The sequence below is a fragment of the Cohnella sp. GCM10012308 genome, from assembly GCF_042649185.1.
Taxonomy (GTDB): domain Bacteria; phylum Bacillota; class Bacilli; order Paenibacillales; family Paenibacillaceae; genus Cohnella.
This window is the reverse complement of the sequence record NZ_JBHRYU010000001.1, coordinates 625,193-644,539: the sequence shown is the minus strand read 5'-3', so window position 1 is coordinate 644,539 and position 19,347 is coordinate 625,193. Positions and strand designations below refer to the sequence as shown.

19 protein-coding genes and 1 other RNA gene are annotated in these 19,347 nt (G+C 60.2%); 16 read left to right on the top strand and 4 right to left on the bottom strand.

What is annotated here, in order from left to right:
• Window positions 1-20 precede the first annotated feature (20 nt).
• The 10 genes from ACFOTD_RS02955 to ACFOTD_RS02910 all read left to right on the top strand — a co-directional run bounded on the left by ACFOTD_RS02955 (window position 21) and on the right by ACFOTD_RS02910 (window position 9,688).
• Entirely contained in the window at window positions 21-854 is an 834-nt protein-coding gene (locus ACFOTD_RS02955; protein WP_378115541.1) for a hypothetical protein, read from the top strand.
• Window positions 851-1,672 carry a tRNA (adenine(22)-N(1))-methyltransferase gene (locus ACFOTD_RS02950; RefSeq protein WP_378115539.1) on the top strand — a complete coding sequence of 274 codons (822 nt, stop codon included), beginning with the start codon at window positions 851-853 and terminating at the stop codon, window positions 1,670-1,672. The genes ACFOTD_RS02955 and ACFOTD_RS02950 overlap by 4 nt, the downstream gene beginning before the upstream one ends.
• Entirely contained in the window at window positions 1,639-2,754 is a 1,116-nt protein-coding gene (locus ACFOTD_RS02945) for a Nif3-like dinuclear metal center hexameric protein (protein WP_378115537.1), read from the top strand. Before ACFOTD_RS02950 ends, ACFOTD_RS02945 begins: the two co-directional genes overlap by 34 nt.
• Window positions 2,755-3,314: 560 nt before the next feature.
• Window positions 3,315-3,726: RNase P RNA component class A (gene rnpB / locus ACFOTD_RS02940), an RNA gene on the top strand.
• A 57-nt stretch (window positions 3,727-3,783) separates the two neighbouring features.
• Complete coding sequence (locus ACFOTD_RS02935) at window positions 3,784-4,281, top strand: Fur family transcriptional regulator (protein WP_378115535.1); 498 nt, start codon at window positions 3,784-3,786, stop codon at window positions 4,279-4,281.
• A gap of 168 nt (window positions 4,282-4,449) precedes the next feature.
• Window positions 4,450-5,160 (top strand): metal ABC transporter ATP-binding protein, encoded by a 711-nt coding sequence (locus tag ACFOTD_RS02930; RefSeq protein WP_378115533.1) that lies wholly within the window; start codon window positions 4,450-4,452, stop codon window positions 5,158-5,160.
• Complete coding sequence (locus ACFOTD_RS02925; protein ID WP_378115532.1) at window positions 5,103-6,026, top strand: metal ABC transporter permease; 924 nt, start codon at window positions 5,103-5,105, stop codon at window positions 6,024-6,026. Before ACFOTD_RS02930 ends, ACFOTD_RS02925 begins: the two co-directional genes overlap by 58 nt.
• A complete protein-coding gene (locus ACFOTD_RS02920) occupies window positions 6,023-6,976 on the top strand; it encodes a metal ABC transporter substrate-binding protein (protein ID WP_378115530.1) in 954 nt (317 codons plus the stop codon). The genes ACFOTD_RS02925 and ACFOTD_RS02920 overlap by 4 nt, the downstream gene beginning before the upstream one ends.
• Before the next feature lie 204 nt (window positions 6,977-7,180).
• A complete protein-coding gene (locus tag ACFOTD_RS02915; protein ID WP_378115528.1) occupies window positions 7,181-8,413 on the top strand; it encodes an aminopeptidase in 1,233 nt (410 codons plus the stop codon).
• Window positions 8,414-8,458: 45 nt separating this feature from the next.
• Window positions 8,459-9,688 (top strand): aminopeptidase, encoded by a 1,230-nt coding sequence (locus tag ACFOTD_RS02910; protein ID WP_378115526.1) that lies wholly within the window; start codon window positions 8,459-8,461, stop codon window positions 9,686-9,688.
• A gap of 99 nt (window positions 9,689-9,787) precedes the next feature.
• On the opposite strand, the gene ACFOTD_RS02905 is transcribed toward ACFOTD_RS02910, so the two are convergent.
• From ACFOTD_RS02905 to ACFOTD_RS02895, 3 genes are all read right to left on the bottom strand, one after another.
• Window positions 9,788-10,252, bottom strand: coding sequence for a disulfide oxidoreductase (locus tag ACFOTD_RS02905; protein ID WP_378115524.1), 465 nt, complete (start codon window positions 10,250-10,252; stop codon window positions 9,788-9,790).
• Between the two features lie 15 nt (window positions 10,253-10,267).
• Window positions 10,268-11,032, bottom strand: coding sequence for a DsbA family protein (locus ACFOTD_RS02900; RefSeq protein WP_378115522.1), 765 nt, complete (start codon window positions 11,030-11,032; stop codon window positions 10,268-10,270).
• 260 nt (window positions 11,033-11,292) lie between these two features.
• A complete protein-coding gene (locus ACFOTD_RS02895) occupies window positions 11,293-13,302 on the bottom strand; it encodes a S8 family peptidase (RefSeq protein ID WP_378115520.1) in 2,010 nt (669 codons plus the stop codon).
• Window positions 13,303-13,515: 213 nt separating this feature from the next.
• Here ACFOTD_RS02895 and ACFOTD_RS02890 point away from each other — a divergent pair, with 213 nt between their 5' ends.
• The 5 genes from ACFOTD_RS02890 (at window position 13,516) to thiI (ending at window position 17,728) form a co-directional block, all read left to right on the top strand.
• Window positions 13,516-14,004, top strand: a complete 489-nt coding sequence (locus ACFOTD_RS02890) for a YpuI family protein (RefSeq protein WP_378115518.1) — start codon at window positions 13,516-13,518, stop codon at window positions 14,002-14,004.
• A gap of 84 nt (window positions 14,005-14,088) precedes the next feature.
• Complete coding sequence (locus ACFOTD_RS02885; RefSeq protein ID WP_378115517.1) at window positions 14,089-14,298, top strand: DUF1540 domain-containing protein; 210 nt, start codon at window positions 14,089-14,091, stop codon at window positions 14,296-14,298.
• The gene (locus ACFOTD_RS02880; protein ID WP_378115516.1) at window positions 14,295-15,230 is read left to right on the top strand and encodes a lytic transglycosylase domain-containing protein; all 936 of its coding nucleotides are present in this window, start codon (window positions 14,295-14,297) and stop codon (window positions 15,228-15,230) included. Before ACFOTD_RS02885 ends, ACFOTD_RS02880 begins: the two co-directional genes overlap by 4 nt.
• Window positions 15,231-15,340: 110 nt before the next feature.
• Window positions 15,341-16,498, top strand: coding sequence for a cysteine desulfurase family protein (locus tag ACFOTD_RS02875; protein WP_378115515.1), 1,158 nt, complete (start codon window positions 15,341-15,343; stop codon window positions 16,496-16,498).
• A 3-nt stretch (window positions 16,499-16,501) separates the two neighbouring features.
• Window positions 16,502-17,728 (top strand): tRNA uracil 4-sulfurtransferase ThiI, encoded by a 1,227-nt coding sequence (thiI, locus tag ACFOTD_RS02870; RefSeq protein ID WP_378115513.1) that lies wholly within the window; start codon window positions 16,502-16,504, stop codon window positions 17,726-17,728.
• A gap of 64 nt (window positions 17,729-17,792) precedes the next feature.
• Here the strand turns inward: thiI and ACFOTD_RS02865 are convergent, their stop codons facing one another.
• Window positions 17,793-18,512, bottom strand: coding sequence for a TerC family protein (locus ACFOTD_RS02865; RefSeq protein WP_378115511.1), 720 nt, complete (start codon window positions 18,510-18,512; stop codon window positions 17,793-17,795).
• A gap of 133 nt (window positions 18,513-18,645) precedes the next feature.
• On the opposite strand from ACFOTD_RS02865, the gene ACFOTD_RS02860 reads away from it, so the two are divergent.
• The gene (locus tag ACFOTD_RS02860; protein WP_378115509.1) at window positions 18,646-19,320 is read left to right on the top strand and encodes a TerC family protein; all 675 of its coding nucleotides are present in this window, start codon (window positions 18,646-18,648) and stop codon (window positions 19,318-19,320) included.
• Window positions 19,321-19,347 lie beyond the last annotated feature (27 nt).

Genomic DNA, 19,347 nt, shown 5'->3' with positions numbered 1-19,347 from the left:
TAGCGAGAGGAGCTATCGACATGCCTCCATTGGATGAGGACAAGAGGAAATGGGTCGTGCGGGAAATCGAATCCTGGCGCCGGGCAAAAATGCTGCCGGAACAGTATTGCGATTTTCTGCTGAATTTGTATTTGGACGATCTGACGGTCCGGCCCAAGAGCGCGACAGGCGAAAAACTGCGTCAGATCGGTCAGGCTTCCGGAAAACAATGGATGTATGTCATTGGCATATTTTCCTTGATCTGCCTTGTTGTCCTTCATTTTAGCGCGTTTCCGCTGGCATTGCAAATAGCGGTCGCGGTCATCGGTACGGGGGGGCTTGTCGGTCTTGGCTCACGCTACAGGGAGCGTCTGCCTGCGCGCGGACTGGCGCTGCTCAGCACGGGCATGCTGCTGCTGCCGGCCGCGGGGATGGCCATCCTCCGCGTTCAAGGCTGGCTGGACGGGCCGGGGGTGTTCGTGCTGCTGCTCGCAAGCGCCATCATCTGGATCGTATGCGGCATCGCGGAACGCTTCGCGGTGCTGCACTGGCTCGGGTGGATGGGCGTCATCGCGCTCTATGCGGCGGTGCTGTCCCGCCAGGTGCCCGATCCGAGCTGGCTTGAGGTGCAGGTGTTCTGGGTGCCCGCAGCGCTGCTGTTCGCCTGGCTCAGCTGGTTCTCGCACGTGAAGTTTAAAGCGACCGGCGCCGTGCTGTTCGCGACGGCGCTGATTTTATGGTTTATGCCCGAAGTTTATTCGGCGCTTTTCGGCGTGGACCGGAACTGGATCCAGGTCGAGCTGCTCGTAAAAATCGCGCTGGTCGGCACGCTTATGTTCCGGCTGCGCAGACAATGGATGGAATGGGTTGCATGAGCATGAACGAAAATAACGGCAAGCTTTCGATGGAAGCGCCAAGGCTGTCGAAGCGTCTCGCCTCACTGGCAGGTCTCGTGAAGCAAGGCGCGCGGTTCGCGGACATCGGCACCGACCACGCGCTGTTGCCCGTGCACCTGGCGTTGGCGGGCACGATATCGTATGCGGTCGCGGGCGACGTGAATGCCGGCCCGGCCGAAGCCGCGAGGCGTCAGGTGCGGGCCGCCGGCGTCGGCGACATCGTGTCGGTCCGTCATGGCGACGGCTTGTCCGTGCTTGCGCCGGGCGAGGTGGACACCGTCTGCATCGCCGGCATGGGCGGCAGTCTGATGGTGCGCCTGCTTGAGGAGGCGGGCGAAGCGCTGTCCGGCGTGACGACGCTCATCCTCTCCCCGCATGTGGCCGAGGACCAGGTACGCCGTTGGCTTGAAACGAATCGCTACGTGCTTGCGCTGGAACGTCTTATCGAAGAAGACGGCGAGATTTATACGCTGCTTCGGGCGGAGCGTGCGGCAAGCGCGGAAGAGTCCGAAGCCAGACACAAGGAGCTGTACGATCCGGCGCTGCTCGGTGCGAAGTGCCGGGCGGTCCCGCACGCCTTGCTGTACGAGATGGGCCCGCTGCTGCTCCGTTCGGCGGACGAAGCTTTCATGGCCAAATGGCGCGGCGAACTGACGAAGCGGGAGCGGATCGCGAATGGCATGAAGCAATCGGACGCTGCGGACACCCGGGCCAAGCTGGAAGCCTGGACGCGCACGACGGCCGAGATCGAGGAGGTATTGGCATGCTTGCTAGGGGAGAAACGATCGCCCAGTTAATGGAGCGGCTTGCGCCGAAGCACTTTGCGGTCGAAGGAGACAAAATCGGCCTGCAGGTCGGTTCGCTGCGCAAGGAAATCAAGCGTGTGCTGGTGACGCTCGACGTCAATCCGGACGTCGTGCAGGAAGCCGTCAATTTAGGCGCGGAGCTTATCGTCGCCCATCATCCGGTCATTTACCGGCCGCTTGCCCATTTGCAGACGGATACGCCTGCCGGCGCGCTGGCCGCCGAGCTGATCAGGCGGGATATCGCCGTCTACGTGTCGCATACGAACCTGGATACCGCCGAGGGCGGGCTCAACGATTGGTTGGCGGAGGCGCTCGGCCTCGAAGGCCGCGACGTGCTGGAGGAAGTCCACACGGACAAGCTGTACAAGCTGGCCGTATTCGTGCCGCGCACGCACGGCGAGGCCGTACGCGACGCCATGTTCCGTGCGGGCGGCGGATGGATCGGCAATTACAGCCATTGCAGTTTTAACGTGGAAGGCACCGGCACCTTCATGCCGCGAGAAGGGAGCGATCCTTTCATCGGCGAAAAAGAGAAGCTGGCAACCGCGGAGGAGACGCGCATCGAGATCATCGTTCCAGAGAGCGCGCGCAAGGCGGTCGTGCAGGCGATGCTGAAGGCGCATCCGTACGAGGAGGTCGCCTACGATCTGTACGGCGTCGACTTGAAGGGCCGCTCATTTGGGCTCGGACGGGTTGGCAAGCTCCCTGCGGCCATGCCGCTGGACGACTTCGCCGAGCTGGTCAAGGAGCGTCTCGGCATGCCGTTCGTCCGCATCGTCGGGGACGGCGATCGGCAAGTGCGCAAGGTTGCCGTTCTGGGCGGTTCGGGCCGCAGCTATATCAAGCGGGCGATTTTCATGGGCGCCGACGTGCTCGTTACCGGCGATATCGACTTCCATTCCGCGCAGGACGCCGATGCGGGCGGTCTCGCGATCGTCGACCCGGGACACTACGCGGAGAAGATCATGCGTCCCAAGACGGCGGGGTGGCTGCGCGAGCGACTTGCCGAGAAGGGCTATGCGACGGAAGTGTTCGCCTCCGAGGTGCACACGGATCCTTTTAGGCTGAAGTAGCCGTCTTCAACAGTCGCCGCGCCTCCCCCGCTTACGCCGGCCAGAGAAAGGAAGAGCGTGCGAAGGAAAAAGTGGATGGCTGAGACTCCGTGCAAGGTACATGGGGCGGCCACGACTCGCGTGTGAGCAGGATCGTGCACAAGTCGCAGTAACTCGTGTGTGTGGGGATCGTGCACAAAAAATGTGCACGATGGGTCTGTTGAGTCGCAGCAACTCGTGTGTGAGGGGATCGTGCACAAAAAATGTGCATGATCGTTCCGCTGAGCGGTCGCAACACGCGTGTCAGCAGGATCGTGCACAAAAAATGTGCACGATGGGTCTGTTGAGTCGCAGCAACTCGTGTGTGTGGGAATCGTGCACAAAAAATGTGCACGCTCGGCCCGTTGGATGACGACAACTCGCGTATGAGCAGGATCGTGCACATAAAAAGTGCACGATCGGTCCGCTGAGCGCCGATAATTCGCATGCTCTTGCGCTCATCGTGCTTAATCGCCCGGCGGTGGATTCGCCTGCCATTGTGTCGAAGCGAGATTTTAGTTATACTTATCGATGCATATCGGAAAGTTCGACAGACAATCGCTGGCGGCTTCGCACCGCGAGAGGAAAGTCCGGGCTCCGCAGGGCAGGATGCTGGATAACGTCCAGTCGGCGCGAGCCGAAGGATAGTGCCACAGAAATGGACCGCCGATGGCCGCGACTCGTCGCGGATCAGGCAAGGGTGGAACCGTGGTGTAAGAGACCACGAGGAGCACTGGCGACTTTGCTCCTGGTAAACCCCATCCGGAGCAAGACCGAAGAGGAACGCAGCGGCCTTGAGCCGCGGCCCTTGCCCGGGGCGCGTTCGGGTTGGTCGCTTGAGCCGTGCGGCAACGTACGGCCTAGATAGATGATTGTCGCTTCCATCCGTGGGAGGACCACCAGGTCCGTCTTACCACCGGAAGAACAGAACCCGGCTTACGTTGCGCTTTCCGATTATGCGCTAATGAATCCGTCCTTGCTTTTTACATAAAGGATAGGAGGTTGACACAGGTGAGCGTACACGAGCACGATGAAGCATGCGGTCATGACGTTGATACGGATAACGAAGCCGCAACGGTCCAAGAGATGGTGTCCATGATGAGCAGGGCCGGATGGCGCATTACCGACCAGCGCCGGACGCTTGCCCGCATTTTCGCCGATACCGATGGCTATTTGTCTCCGAAGGACGTATACGATCAGCTCTCCGTTAAGTATCCGAGCGTCAGCTTCAATACCGTTTATCGCAATCTCCGGATGCTCAGCGATATGGGCGTGCTGGAGCAATTTTATTTTATGGACGGCGGGCTCAAGTTCAGGGCGAATTGCGCCAAGCACCATCATCACCACCTCATCTGCACGAATTGCGAGAAGACGCTTTCGTTCGACTATTGTCCGATGAAGGATGATCTGGAGCTGCCCGGCAGCTATCGCGTGCTGAGCCACCGTTTTGAGATTTATGGCGTCTGCGAGGAATGCCAGCAGGAAGGCGTCAAGACGATCGCCCGTTAACCGCTGCATCAATAATGCGTGTTGACGCTATTGCGGCCTACTGCTATATTGTTAAAGTGTAATTGTTACGGATAAAATGAGGATAGCAATCCGAAGCCGGCTGAGAAGCGGGCTTTCGTTATGCGATATAAGCGTAACTTTTACGATAAAGGACGAGGAGGAGATACTATGGCGCTCGTAGCGATGGAGCAGGTCGTGTTCGGATATGACGATGTACCGAGCCTGGAGGACGTGAATCTTGAGATTGGCGCAGGCGAGTTCGTCGCCGTAACCGGACCGAACGGCGCTTCCAAGACGACGCTGCTCCGACTCATGATGGGCCTGCTGGCTCCCTGGAAGGGCAAGATCAAGCTGGCTTCCCGCGGCACGGGGGGCGGGAGGCTTACGATCGGTTATGTTCCGCAGCAGATCGCTGCGTTCAACAGCGGTTTTCCGAGCAGCATTCTGGAGTTCGTGCGCTCGGGCCGATATACCAAGGGTTCTTGGCTCAGGAGAATGAATGCACGGGATCATGAGCAAACGGAGCTGGCGCTTAAGCAGGTGGGGATGTGGCATCTGCGCCACCGCAAGATCGGCGAGCTGTCCGGCGGCCAGAAGCAGCGGATTTGCATTGCGCGGGCGCTGGCGATGGAGCCTGATTTGCTCGTGCTGGACGAACCGACGACAGGCATGGACCAGGAGAGCCGGTTCGGCTTTTATGAGCTCATGAAGACGCAGACGGAGCAGTACGGACGCACCGTCGTCATGGTTACGCACGGCCTGGACGAAGTATCGCCTTATTTGGATCGTATCGTCGAGCTGGAACGGAAGGAGGATGGCAAGTGGAGATGCTGCACTACGACTTCATGCAGAGGGCATTTCTCGCCGGCGCGCTCATAGCGCTCGTTGCGTCGGCGCTCGGCGTCTATCTGATGCTTCGCCGGCAGGCGCTGATGGCCGACATGCTCTCTCACGTCTCGCTGGCAGGCATCGCGGCCGGCGCTTATCTCCACTGGAATCCGACCCTGACCGGATTTGCCATCGCCATCGTCGGCGCGGTCGCCGTCGAATATGTGCGCCGCTCCTATAAGACATACAGCGAGATTTCCGTCGCGATCATCATGGTGGGCGGTTTGTCCAGCGCGGTCATCATCATGAATCTGAACCAGAGCGTGAACAAAAGTTTTTCGTCCTATTTGTTCGGCTCGGTCGTAGCCGTCAACCGGACCGAGCTTATTCTCATGCTGGCCGTATCGGTGCTTGCGGCCTTGTTCTTCATCTTGATGCGCCGTCCGCTTTACCAGATGACGTTCGACGAAGATACGGCCAAGACGTCCGGACTCCCGGTCAATTGGCTGTCGCTTGCGTTCAGCGTCGTCACCGGGATGATCGTCGCGGCGGCGATGCCGATCGTCGGCGTGCTGCTCGTCTCGTCGCTCGTCGTCTTGCCCGCGGCGCTCGCGATCCGGCTCGCCTCGAGCTTCGCGATGGCGATCGGCCTGTCGATGGCGTTCGGCCTTGGCGGCGTATGGTCCGGATTGGCCGCCTCCTACGCGTTCAGCACGCCGCCCGGTGCGACGATCGCGCTCATCCTGCTCGCGATCCTGCTCGTCGGCATCGGGCTGAAGAAGGGAGCGCTTCGCGCGGCAAAGCGCAAGAGCAGGCGCGGCCATACCGTAACCGGCGACGATCCGGATTCGCTGTACGAAGCTGCGCGATTCAGCAGCACGGCGCGTGTCGCCGATAAGGGGGAATCGCGAGGATGAAGGCTTTATGGGCCAAGGCGGCGCTGTCGTCGCTGGCCGTCTCGATCCTGCTGGCGGGCTGCGGTTCCGACAGCGGCACAAACACCGCCACTGACGCGCATTCCGACGCGGGCTCGGGGCGCAAGCTCCAGGTGGCGGCGAGTTTTTATCCCATGTACGAATTCGCCAGGCAGGTCGCCGGCGACCTTGCCGAGGTGTCCTTGATGGTGCCGGCCGGCGTAGAGCCCCACGATTGGGAACCGACGCCCAAGGATATGGCGCTGCTGTCCAAGGCAGACGTCTTCGTGTACAACGGGATCGTGGAGGGCTGGGCCGAGCAGGCGCTCTCAAGCGCGGGAAGCGGAGATCGCGTCGACGTCGAAGCTTCTGCCGGTCTCGAACGCGATGCCACCGGCGGCGAACAAGCTTCGGACGGCGACCACGCAGGCATGGACCCGCACGTATGGCTGAGTCCGGTGCTTGCGCAGCGGGAAGTCGAACATATCCGTGACGGCTTGTCAAAAGCGGATCCGGCGCACAGCGCAGACTATGAAGCGAATGCCGAGGTTTACATGGCCAAGCTGCGGCAGCTCGATGCGGACTTTCGCGCGGCGCTTGGGCAAGCGTCGCATAAGACGTTCGTGACGCAGCATGCCGCGTTCGGCTACTTGGCCCGCGAGTATGGCTTGACGCAGCTGCCGATCTCCGGCTTGTCCCCGGAGCAGGAGCCGACGCCTGCCCAGATGGCTTCCGTCGTGAAGGAGATCAAGTCGCTCGGCATCTCCACGATCTTTTTCGAGGAGCTTGTCGACCCGAAGATCGCGGAGACGATCGCGAGCGAGACGGGAGCGAAGACAGATGTACTGAATCCGATCGAGGGACTGACGAAGGACGACAAAGCGCAGGGGCTCGATTATATCGGATTGATGAACCAAAATTTAACTGCGCTCGAGAAAGCGCTGAATGCGTGACAATGCGTTAAATGCGTGACAAAGCTTTAAAATATCGGGCGATCTCCGCTCGCTTCCGAACCCCGGACACCCCGGGGTTTTTGTTTGTCCGTAAAGTCCTGTCTGCCTCGCCGTTAAAATGACTGGTCAGTTCAATTTGTGATCGATCTGCGAATTCGGTACAATATAAAAAACGGTTTGCATTCTGAAAACGGAGCGTGAGACATGTCGGAATTCGAACGCGATTTGTCCAAGTACGCCGAACTGATCGTTAAGATTGGCGCGAATGTTCAGCAAGGCCAAGACGTATACGTCTCCAGCCAGATCGAAGGCGCGCCGCTGGCCCGTCTGGTCGTGAAGCATGCTTACAAGGCCGGGGCAGGCAACGTAATCGTGGATTGGGCGGACGATGCGCTCACCCGTCTCAAGTACGACCATGCCGCGCCGGAAATATTCGCGCAGTTTCCCGAATGGGAGAAGCTGCGGCGCAACGAAGTCGTGGAGCGCGGAGGCTGCTTTATTTTTCTGAATGCCTCCAATCCCGATCTGTTAAGCGGCGTCGACCCTCAAAAAATCGGTCAATATCAAAAGGCGGCCGGGGAAGCGCTAGCCGTGTACCGGCAGGCAACGGCGTCGGACAAGATCGCTTGGACGATCGCGGGCAGCGCCACGAAGGCTTGGGCGGCGAAGGTGTTCCCGGGCGAGTCTGCCGAAGTGTCCGTCCGCAAGCTGTGGCAGGCGATTTTTGACGCTGTAAGGCTGCATGCGGAAGACCCGGTAGAAAATTGGCGCGCGCATGATGCAGGGCTGCAGGAAAGAGCGGCCTGGCTGAACGAACAACGCTTCGGCAAGCTGCACTACAGGGCGCCGGGCACGGACCTTACGATCGGTCTGCCCAAGGGTCATCTGTGGATGACGGCCGGCGGAACGAAGCCTGACGGCGTCGGTTTTATGAAAAACATGCCTACCGAGGAAGTGTTCACGGTGCCTCACCGCGACGGCGCCAGCGGATATGTGAGCAGCTCCAAGCCGCTCAGCTATAGCGGCACGCTCATCGACCGCTTTAAGCTGACGTTCGAGAACGGACGTATCGTCGGCGTCGAGGCCGAAGAAGGCGAGGAGATTCTCAGGCAGATCGTCGAGACGGACGACGGCTCCCATTATCTTGGCGAAGTCGCGCTCGTGCCGCATCGATCGCCGATCTCGAATGCGAACGTTTTATTTTACAACACGCTGTTCGACGAGAACGCATCCAACCATCTCGCGATCGGACTCGGCTTCCCGTTCACGCTCGAAGGCGGCAAGACGATGTCGCCCGAGCAGCTGCGCGAGGCCGGCGTCAACGCGAGCGTCGTCCACGTAGACTTCATGGTCGGAAGGGCCGACATGGATATTGACGGGATTCGGGAGGACGGCACGGCGGTGCCTGTGTTCCGCGGCGGGAATTGGGCGGACTGACGCGTTTGCGCATACCAACATTTGTACGATACGGAGGATGATCCTGTGGAACCATTTGAGCAGCAGTTGGCCCGGTATGCGGAGCTGATCGTCAAGGTCGGCGCGAACGTACAGCAAGGTCAGGAAGTATTTGTCGTCAGCCAGGTCGAGATCGCGCCACTGACGCGTCTCGTCGCCGCTGCCGCCTATAAGGCCGGCGCGTCCAACGTGCACGTGGACTGGAGCGACGACGCGGTGTCACGGCTCAAATACGATCATGCGGACGCCGAGGTTTTCCGCGCATTCCCTGTATGGGAGACGTTAAAGCGGGACAGCTTCGTGGAAAAGGGCGCTTGCTTTATCTCGTTCGTCTCGTCCGGACCGGACGTGCTGAAGGGCGTCGACCCGCAACGGATCGGCGATTATCAAAAAGCGGCCGGCGCAGGGCTCGCCGAATTCCGCAGGGCCATTCAATCCGACAAGGTCGCGTGGACGGTCGCGGCCGCGGCTTCGAACGATTGGGCGCAAAAGGTATTCCCCGGCGACGAGCCCGAGATCGCGCTCAGCAAGCTGTGGCTGGCAATTTTCGATGCGGTGCGCCTGCATGCGGACGACCCGGTCGAAGCCTGGCGCGCGCACGATCGTGCCCTGCATGGCAAGGTCGACTGGCTGAACGGACTGCGCCTGCGCAAGCTGCACTATAAGGCTGCAGGCACGGATCTGACGGTCGAGCTGCCGGAACGCCATCTGTGGGTAGGCGCCTCGAGCGTCGCGCCGGGCGGCGTCGACTTTATGGCGAACATGCCGACCGAAGAAGTGTTCACGGCGCCGCGGCGCGACGGGGTGAACGGCTATGTGAGCAGCACGAAGCCGCTCAGTTATGCCGGCAATATTATCGACCGGTTTAAGCTGACGTTCGTGCTCGGACGGATCGTAAAAGCCGAAGCCGAAGAAGGCGAAGCGATTCTGCAGCAGCTCGTCGAGACCGACGAAGGCTCGCATTATCTCGGGGAGATGGCGCTCGTCCCGCATCGCTCGCCGATTTCCGAGTCGAATATTCTGTTCTACAACACGCTGTTCGACGAGAATGCGTCCAATCACTTCGCCATCGGCAGCGGCTACGCCTTTAACGTCGAAGGCGGCAAGACGATGACGCCCGAGGAGCTCGCGGCCAGCGGCGTCAATACGAGCATCACGCACGTCGACTTCATGATCGGTTCTGCGGAGATGGATATCGACGGTTACCGGGAGGACGGTACGGTCGTGCCTATTTTCAGAGGCGGCAATTGGGCCTGACAATCACCATAAACGCAAACGGGACGATGCAAGGAATTCCTCTGCTTCGTCCCGTTTTGCTGTTTCGGCTTCGTTTCAGCTATATGCGATTGCCTCCGATTAACGCTCGTCGAATTCCGAGTCGTCGGCATCGGCCCAGCCTTCCTGATTTTGTTTCCTGTTTCCGAACCAAAGCAGCAGACCGATCAGGATAAATGCGGTAAGCGCCAAAAGCGGAATCGTGATGACGCCGAACCAATCCAAGTAATCTTCGTTGCAAGGAACGCCGACCGTGCAAGGGAGGATGTTGGCCATGCCCGGCACCTTCTGCTCGCCGTAGTGATAGAGCGAGATCAATCCGCCGATGGCGATCAGAGGCGCCACATAGCCTACGATGCGCCGGTCGCCGCGGATGGCGGCGCGGCCGAGCAGCAGCACGAGCGGATACATGAAGATCCGCTGCAGCCAGCACAGCTTGCAGGGGGCGTAATTAAGCACCTCGCTCATGAACAGGCTGCCGCCGGTCGCGACGAGCGAGACGACCCATGCCAGGTAGAGGAAGTTAGCCCGGATAAACGAGCGCATCGCTTGACGTCCCCCTTAGGAGGCCGAGGCGGAAGCGGTCGCGGACGAGGCGGCCGGTGCTTCCGGCGACTCCTTCAGCGCCTTTTCGATCTCGGCTTTCAGATTTTCGTAGGTCAGCGCCTGGCTGTCGGACAGCTTTTTGCCGTTCAGGACCAGCGTTGGCGTGCCTGTAAAATTGTTGTCGCGCGCGATCTTGTTGTGCTTGTCCACTTCGGACTGGTATGTAGCGTCGTCGATATCCTTTTTAAGCTTGTCGAAGTCGAGATTCAGCGACTTATCCTGCGCCAGCTTGACGAGGAAGTCGGAGGTAGCCCATGTCGCGCTCTCGGCGCCCTGGTTCTCGTAGACGGCATGATAAAACTTCCAAAACTCGTCGTTGTTCTGATGATAGACGGCCTGCGCGGCGAGCGCTGCGGTCCTCGAGTCCGTTTGCGGGCTGATGATCGTGAAGTTCATGAAGCTGAGCGATATTTTGCCGGTATCGATAAAGTCCGCTTTTAACTTCGGATAGATCTCGTCGTTGAAATATTTGCAGGTCGTGCATTTAAAGTCTCCGAACTCGACGAGCTTGACTGGCGCATCGGTCTGGCCGACCGTCGGCAGCGTGTCGTAATTAAAATTCAAATCCTCGGGCTCGGGACGAAATACGATCGCCAGCACGATAATCGCGACGGCGGCCACGACCGTCGTCCAAACCCAGATTCGGGACTGCTTGCGCCTCTTGAGAGCTTGCGCTTCCCGTTTCAACCGTTCTTCTTTTTTCCGCTGTGCCTTGTCCAATACGCTCTACCCCTTCGTTCCGGATGAATAATCATCGTAATATCGGCGATCTGATCCGATCGCGCTTCTCTCTATTATAGAAGTCCGGAGGTCAAACGACAAATCGTAGTTTTCGAGTCGGCAAATGAAAAGCCGTTCCGCGCGGAGAACGGGGGCGGATCGTCCCGGACTTCGCGGCAGAACGGTTTGTCGGCCATTCGATTCAGCAAGGGGAGAAGCTTTTGCTATGAATCGGTCCGGCAAAAAACGAGATTTCGACGTCAGCGGCCGAGCAGGTCGGATAATAGGGTTTGCAGTCTGTCCAGCAGCCGCTGCTCGACGACGTCGGGCTGTCCCGTGTTTTGGACGTCGGTTTGGGCAGCTTGCTTGCTTGCGGCCGGGGCGGCGTTTTTACCGGCGGCAGCCTCGACGGCCGCGTGCACGTCGATCTGGCCGTAGCCGAACTCCGTGTCCTTGCCGGCGGCGCCGAGATCTCTGGCGGTCTTGTCGAGCAGATCGGCGAGCTGGTCGTTCGTCAGGCTGCCGTTCGCCGCCAGCATGAGCGAAGCGAGCGCCGCCACGTGCGGGGTAGCCATCGACGTGCCGGACAAAGCCGCGTACCGGCTGCCCGGATACGTGCTGGCGATGGAGGTGCCCGGCGCGACGACATCGATATAGTCGCCGTAATTCGAATAAGGCGCGCGCAATTCGTCCGAGCCTGTCGCGCCTACGGCGACGACCTCGGGATAGGCGGCCGGATAGCCCGGCCGGTCCGTATTGTCGTTGCCGCTCGCGGCGACGACGAGCACGCCTTTGTCGTGGGCGTACTTGATCGCGTCGTGCAGGAACTGGGCCTGCGCATAGTTGCCAAGGCTAAGATTAATGATATGCGCGCCGTGATCCGCCGCCCAGATGATGCCTTCGGCGACGGAATATGTCGTGCCCGCGCCGGAGTTGTCAAGAGCCTTGACCGGCATAACCTTCGTATACCAGGTCATGCCCGCGACGCCTTCATTGTTGTTCACCTCCGCGGCGATAACGCCGGCCACATGGGTACCGTGGCCCACGTCGTCCTCGGGCTGAGCCGATGGATCCACGATATTGGTTCCTTTTACCAGACGGCCCTTCAGGTCCGGATGATCGAGCTGCACGCCGGTATCGACGACGGCGACGATAATGTCCTGCTTGCCGCGGGTGACGTTCCAGCCGCGCTCCGTCGCGATCTCGGGCAGATTCCACTGGTATTGCCCGTACAGCGTGTCGTTGGGGACGATGTCGGTCTGGAGCGGGTTGCCCGCGGCGAGCGGCTTGACGCGCCCGGCAAGCGGCGCCATACGTCCGGCAGGCTTGCCGTCGTTGGTCATATACAGGTAATGCGGCTCCGCAAAAATAGGGTTCCAGTTTTTCTTGAAATAAGCGATCAACTGAGCGGTGCCGAGCGTCTTAGAGCGGAAAACGTAAGTTTGCCTGCGGTGCTCGCGGGCGACCGACAGGTTCAGCGTTTTGCGCAGCTGCAGCAGCTCGCGCGGCGTAAGCTGGCGCCGCAGCTTGACGACGACTTCGTCTACGGCATAGTGGCTGGCATTGCCGTTGGCGTCGCCGGACGACACGTGTTTGTCCTTCAGCTTTCCGGGTTCGGTCGCCTGCGTTCTGAAGCGGCTGTTGTCGGGATAGGGGACGAGCCGCATATTGCGCCGCTGATGTTTTTCGACCTCGTCGACCGCGTCGTTATGGATCAGGGCGACGAGACCGTCGCCGCCCGTTCCGCCCGGAACCGCGAGCACGTAGCCGCCGTCGCCGCGGACGGGCAGGGAGGCGGACTCATAGCTGCGTCCTTGACGGGCCGCGGACAGGCCTTCTTGCCAAGCCGACCGAACCGTCGGGTCGAAGCGCTCCAGCTTCTCGCCGACCGCGGCGTCGGACGTGCCGGAGGTCCAGGCCATCGTCTCAAAGTGCGGGTTGGCCGCCAGCATGTCCTTCATTAAAGCCTTTTTTCGAGCTTCGGATAGCGGAGCGGCACCGGACTTGGAAGCCGCGGCCGCGAGCTTGCGCATATCGCTGCTGCATTCGATGCGGCACAGCATGCCGGTTTTCGCCATATCCTGTTTGATCGTCTCCAGCTTTTCGGCATGCTCTTCTTTGGCGGCAGCCGAATATCGGCTTTCTTGCTGTGACGGCGAAGGGGAAGAAGCATGGTCCCGTCCGCCCGGCTGGGGTACGATGATCGGCACGGCGAAGATGGCCACGGCTACGGTAAATAATAATCCGAAAAACGCGTATCGGCGACGCATGGATGGACCGACTCCTTTGGGATTTAGGGGTGAACGCGATGATCCTGGCGCATCACCCTTAGGCTTTGGAAAGGGGGAAAAATTATACGGAGGAATTGCGCGGTGCGGAGTACCGTTTGAGGCCGATTTATGATACGATAAGGGCATTGCGTCTCTCGGGAAATCTGTGAGGCGTCCCATGCATGTGCATAGACGGAAAGGGGAAAGCAATTTATGCCATCCGCCAACGTGAAGGCGTTAGCCGAGTCCAGCCGCGACAAACTAAAAGCGGCGATCGATCCACTGGAGTCCTTCCTGAACGGACACGCGCTGCCGCAGTTGGTTGCCGAAGATAACACCGAATCGTTTTATGCCGGACTGCTGTCCGATCTCCGCCACCTGCTCGTTTTTTCCGAGGTGTCTTACGAGAAGCTGGGTGCGCTGCTGCGCAGGCCGAACTTTGACGAGAAGGCTGCCGAGCGCTCGCTTTACGAGGTTTACCATTATTGCGTTAACGCTTTCTTCTATCCGAAAAACGAAGGCTATTCCGAAGACGGCCGTTATGCGTACACCGGCCAGGATGCGATTCGCTTCCGCGCCAAGCCAGTCCGGGCGGCCCGCGATCTCGTGCTGGGCGTCTCGCGCGTATACGAGGAGCTTCGGGAAGACCTCGCTTATTATGAGAGCGAATACTTGATTCAATGCCGCCTCCAGTCCAAATAAGGCCAAGCTCTCCTCTACATCCCTGATTGCCGCCCGCATGCGCTGTCCTTAAGTGGCCAGACTAAGCGGCGGAGGTGATCCGTTATGCCTAGAGGCGTAGCCTGCAGCGTCAGCAATTGCGCGTTCTGGGACAAGGGCAACCGGTGCGGTGCCGAAGAGATCGCCATCGAGATCGACGCGCACGCCAAGGCCGACTGGAATGAGGAGTTCGCGGACGAATCGTTCGCAGAGCACCATGACAAGGCCGCCAGCTCGAGGAGCACCTGCTGCCTGACCTTCAAGCCGAATTCTTGATCATTCGTTTTGCCGATCGCCGTCCGAACCGGGTTTTCCCGGGACGGGCGGCGATTGCGCTTGACGGGGATAATCGCCGCGATATGCTGGTCGTCGGCGGCGAAGTGTTGTACAATGGAAAAGGTAAAATGTCGAATAAAAGGGCGGATTCGTCGATGACATATATTAACGGCATCGCAGGCAATTCTGTCGACCCGCGTATGTTGAAGCAGCTTTTGCTGGCGCAGTTCACCTCAGGCGTCGATCCGTTCGCGGGCAGTACCGACGCGGTGACGTCGGGCACCGGCGACAACAATCTGTTTACGCAATTGCTTTCCCAGTATATGGGCGGCATGGACAGCTACGGGTATGCCGACGCAAGCGCATTGGACAGCGCGTCAACCGATACATCCGGATTGACGACGGGCCTCGGCCTGCTGTCCGCGAACGCGGGATCTTACGGTTCGAGCCTGCTTGATAGCCTCGTTTCGGACGACGGCTCGGGTAAGCTCACGGCCGACTCCAATACATCCACCTCGGCGTACGACGGGCTGATACAGGCCGCCGCCGCACGCTACGGGATTGATCCCGCCTTGATCAAGGGCGTCATTCAGACGGAGTCTTCGTTTAATCCGAACGCGGGTTCGTCCGCCGGCGCCAAGGGCCTCATGCAGCTGATGGACAACACGGCCTCAGGACTCGGCGTTGAGGACTCGTTCGATCCCGCGCAGAATATCGACGGCGGCAGCCGGTACTTGTCCTATCTGCTGCGCAAGTACGATGGCAGCGAGATGACCGCCCTCGCCGCCTACAACGCCGGTCCGGGACGCGTCGATCGCATCGGCCTGCGCACCGACGCGGACGTAGCCGCGCGCCTGTCCGAGCTGCCGGCGGAGACGCAGGCCTATATCGGCAAGGTACTCTCCGCGCGCAGCGGTTGGACGCTGCCTTAAGCGACGGTGTACCGAATTGAACTGAGCGCTGACGCGAGAAGGGATCAGGGCGGCTTCGTGCCGCCTTTGGTCTTTTTCTTTGTTTGCGGAAAAGAAAGGAAATCGACCAATTGAAAACCTACTACTTCGATCATAGCGCTTCGACGCCGCCCTACGAATCCGTCATTCGTACGGTCGCCGAACTGATGGCCGAGCACTATGCCAATCCTTCGGCGCTACACCGGGCGGGCACCGACGCAGGCAAGCTGGTCGAGCGCGCCAGAACGGCCGTTGCCGCGCTGCTCGGCGCAGCGCCGGGCGAGGTCGTTTTCACCTCCGGCGGCACGGAGAGCAACAATCTGGCGATGAAGGGCATACTGGGGCAGACGGGGCGCAAGGGCAAGCACTTGATTACGACCGCGATCGAGCACGCCTCCGTGCACGCCACGGCCAAGCAGCTCGAGAGCGAGGGAACGCGCGTCACCTACCTGCTGCCTGACGCGCAGGGCCGAATCAGCGCGGCGGATGTCGCTGCGGCGATTGCCGAGGATACGGTGCTGGTGAGCGTCATGCACGTGAACAACGAGACCGGCGCGCTGCAGCCGATCGACGAGATCGGCGAGCTGCTCCGCGGTCATCCGCGCATCCGGTTCCATGTGGACGGCGTTCAGGCGGTAGGCAAGGTGCCTTTCGACTGGACGAGGTCGCATGTGGACTTATATAGCGCTTCGGCTCACAAGTTCAGAGGACCGCGAGGCGCCGGATATTTGCTCGTGCGCGAAGGGGTGAAGCTCCGTCCGCTGCTCGCGGGAGGCGGCCAGGAGAACGATGCGCGCAGCGGCACGCATAACCTTCCCGGCATCGTTGGGATGGCGCAGGCGCTTCGTCTCGCGCTCGAGTCGATGCCCGAGCGTAGGACGCGGATGTACGGGCTGAGGCGCAGGCTGCTGGCCGGCGTGAAGGACATACCGGAGCTTGTGCTGAACAGCCCGGAGGACGAAAGGATCGCTTCTCCGCAGATCGTCAATCTGTCTTATCCCGGCATGCGGCCCGAGGTGCTGCTTCATATGCTGGAGGAGCACGGCGTGCTCGTCTCCACGCAATCGGCATGCTCCTCCAAGAGCTTGAAGCCGAGCCGCGTCCTGATGGCGATGGGGCTGGGCGAAGCGAGAGGAGCCGGCAGCATCCGGATCAGCTTCGGCGACGAGCATGCCGAGGGGGATATCGATACATTGGCCGAGCGGATGCGGACGACCGTAACCAAGCTGAAGCCGCTAGAGAGGAATTAGAAGATGAAATTTGACTATTTGCTCGTCCGGCTGGGCGAGCTTACGCTCAAAGGGCGCAACCGCGGCAAGTTCGAGTCGCTTATGCTCGGCAAGATCAAACAAGCGATGGCAGACTACCCCGAGCTCTCGTACGAGAGCGCCTTCGGCCGCGTTTATATTAAGTTAAACGGGGCGGACGCGGATCGCGTCCTCTCGAGGCTGACCGACGTCTTCGGCATCTGGACGATCAGCCCGGTGCTGAGGGTCAAGCACGATCTCGAGGACATCCGCAGCGCGGCTTTGGCTGTCCTGGAGGCGCACCGACCGGTTCCGTCTACCTTTAAAATGAGCGTCAAGCGCGCCTGGAAGGGCTTTCCTCACGATTCGATGGAAATGAATCATCTGGTGGGGGCCCATGTGCTGCGCAACACGCCTTCGCTTCGGGTCGACGTGCGCGAGCCCGACGTCGAGCTGCGGCTGGACATCCAGCAGCAGGGCGTCTTCGTCTATTGCTCGGTGGTGCCCGGCGCGGGCGGGTTCCCGCTTGGCATGAACGGCAAAGCGATGCTGCTTCTGTCCGGCGGCATCGACAGCCCCGTAGCGGGCTGGACCGCGATGCGCAAAGGACTCGAGATCGAAGCGGTGCATTTTCACAGCTATCCGTTCACGAGCGAGCAGGCGACGGACAAAGTGATCGCCCTGGCTCAGCGGCTGGCCTACTACGGAGGCCGCGTCAAGCTGCACCTCGTGCCGTTTACCGAGCTGCAGACGATGCTGGCGCAACAGAAGCAGGATCACCTTATCATTACGCTGATGCGCCGCTCGATGCTCCGGATCGCGGAGCGGCTCGCTGAGCGGTCCGGAGCGCTCGCGCTCGTCACGGGGGACAGCCTCGGCCAGGTGGCCAGCCAGACGCTCGGCAGCATGAACGTCATCGGGCGCACCGCGCAGCTGCCGCTGCTTCGCCCGCTCGTCATGATGGACAAGCTGGAGATCATCCGCATCTCCGAGCGGATCGGCACGTACGAGACTTCCATTTTGCCTTTCGAGGATTGCTGTACGCTGTTCGTGCCCAAATCGCCGGCCACGAATCCGAATCTGCGCGTCGTCGAAGGCATCGAGCATGCGCTCGGCGAGCAGCTGGAGCGTCTGGTGGCCGAGGCGGTCGCGGGCACGGAGACGGTTGTCATGACGGCGCAGGGGCGGGAAGAAAAGCAGGCTTTGCCTGCGGCCGAAGACCGTTGGTTTTAAGCAGGGAGTTAGCGGGGATAAAAAAACCTATCCAGGTCGGTCGACCGGATAGGTTTTTTTTATGTTACGGCGTATTCGGAGAATTAAGCTTGCGGGCATTTTTACGGTTTTTGGCGGCGTTGCTCCAGATGCCGAGAGCCAGTACCGCGATGACTACCACGACGATAAACGCCCAGTTGGTCGGGTCGTTGTCGAACAGCTCTTCGAATTTCTTTTCGTGCGTGATCATCTTGGCCGCGGTATAGGCCAGTATCGCGGATCCGATATAGATGATCCATGGGAACCGCTTGATCAGATTCACGAACAGCGTGCTGCCCCATACGACGATCGGTATACTGATAAGCAATCCCAGGATGACTAGCAGCGTACTGTGATCGGAGGAGCTGCCTCCCGAAGCGGCTCCCGCGACGGCGATCACGTTGTCAAGACCCATGGCGGCATCCGCGATGACGATCGTGCGTACCGCGCTCCACAGATTGCTGCCGGCTTCGACATGCTCGTGGGATTCTTCCTGAATAAGCAGCTTGTAGGCGATCCAGATGAGCACCACGCCGCCCACGGCGAGCAGAAACGGAATTTTTAGCAAGTATACGATCAACAGCGTCGCGATCACGCGAATGACGACGGCGCCGGCCGTTCCCCATAAAATCGCTTTTTTCTGGCTGGCCTTGGGAAGGTTCCTCGCGGCCAGGCCGATGACGATCGCGTTGTCCCCGGCGAGCATGAGGTCGATCAGGACGATCGTAATCAAAGCGGTAAAAAATTCTGCGTTCAAAAAATCCATTTCCGACCCTCCAACATTGAAATGATAAACGGTTATACGGCGCTCGGACGAGAAAGATTCAAAAAATTGCGGCGCCGGCCTCCTTCATATTCGGACCAGCCTGTACATATAACAGGGGAAGGAGGTGCGCGTCATGGAATTATGGGGTCAATTGGTCGTTTTCGCGCAAATCGTGCTCATCAATCTGCTGCTTAGCGGCGACAACGCCGTCGTCATCGCTATGGCCGGCCGCAGGCTTCCGCCCGCGCAGCGGCGGCGTGCGGTATGGTGGGGGGCGGCGGCAGCCGTACTGCTGCGGTGCGCGCTCACCGTGCTGGCAGCGCTTCTGCTCGACATTCCTTATTTGCAGACGGCAGGCGCCGTTCTGCTGTTTGTCATCGCCTTCAAACTGCTGACGGACCATAAAGAAGAGGTAAGCGCGGGCGCGGGCGCCTCCACGCTCGCCGGCGCCGTATGGACGATCGTGGTCGCCGACTTCGTCATGAGCTTGGACAACGTGCTCGCCGTGGCGGCCGTCGCGGGCGAAGATACCGCGCTGCTCCTGATCGGCATCGCGATGAGCATACCTATCATTATTTGGGGTAGCTCGTTCATTATGCATCTGCTCGACAGGTACCCCATTCTGCTGTACGCCGGCGGGGCGCTGCTCGGTTATGCAGCTTGCGAGATGGCGCTGAAGGACAAGGGACTCGCGCCGCTGATCTCGGTTTTGGGCGAACGCGGATCGCTCGCGCTGCCCTTCGCGACCGTGGCGGCACTGCTGTCCGCGGCGCTGTGGATGAAGCGGCGAAGCCGCGCGCATTCGTGACAGGATTGTGGCTTTTACTCTTTTTTA

Excerpts from the sequence above, each read along its gene's own strand:
- ACFOTD_RS02955 (WP_378115541.1), top strand. The coding sequence starts at position 21 with ATGCCTCCATTGGATGAGGACAAGAGGAAATGGGTCGTGCGGGAAATC.
- ACFOTD_RS02950 (WP_378115539.1), top strand. The coding sequence starts at position 851 with ATGAGCATGAACGAAAATAACGGCAAGCTTTCGATGGAAGCGCCAAGG.
- ACFOTD_RS02945 (WP_378115537.1), top strand. The coding sequence starts at position 1,639 with ATGCTTGCTAGGGGAGAAACGATCGCCCAGTTAATGGAGCGGCTTGCG.
- ACFOTD_RS02930 (WP_378115533.1), top strand. The coding sequence starts at position 4,450 with ATGGCGCTCGTAGCGATGGAGCAGGTCGTGTTCGGATATGACGATGTA.
- ACFOTD_RS02920 (WP_378115530.1), top strand. The coding sequence starts at position 6,023 with ATGAAGGCTTTATGGGCCAAGGCGGCGCTGTCGTCGCTGGCCGTCTCG.
- ACFOTD_RS02915 (WP_378115528.1), top strand. The coding sequence starts at position 7,181 with ATGTCGGAATTCGAACGCGATTTGTCCAAGTACGCCGAACTGATCGTT.
- ACFOTD_RS02905 (WP_378115524.1), bottom strand. The coding sequence starts at position 10,252 with ATGCGCTCGTTTATCCGGGCTAACTTCCTCTACCTGGCATGGGTCGTC.
- ACFOTD_RS02895 (WP_378115520.1), bottom strand. The coding sequence starts at position 13,302 with ATGCGTCGCCGATACGCGTTTTTCGGATTATTATTTACCGTAGCCGTG.
- ACFOTD_RS02890 (WP_378115518.1), top strand. The coding sequence starts at position 13,516 with ATGCCATCCGCCAACGTGAAGGCGTTAGCCGAGTCCAGCCGCGACAAA.
- ACFOTD_RS02885 (WP_378115517.1), top strand. The coding sequence starts at position 14,089 with ATGCCTAGAGGCGTAGCCTGCAGCGTCAGCAATTGCGCGTTCTGGGAC.
- thiI (WP_378115513.1), top strand. The coding sequence starts at position 16,502 with ATGAAATTTGACTATTTGCTCGTCCGGCTGGGCGAGCTTACGCTCAAA.
- ACFOTD_RS02865 (WP_378115511.1), bottom strand. The coding sequence starts at position 18,512 with ATGGATTTTTTGAACGCAGAATTTTTTACCGCTTTGATTACGATCGTC.
- ACFOTD_RS02860 (WP_378115509.1), top strand. The coding sequence starts at position 18,646 with ATGGAATTATGGGGTCAATTGGTCGTTTTCGCGCAAATCGTGCTCATC.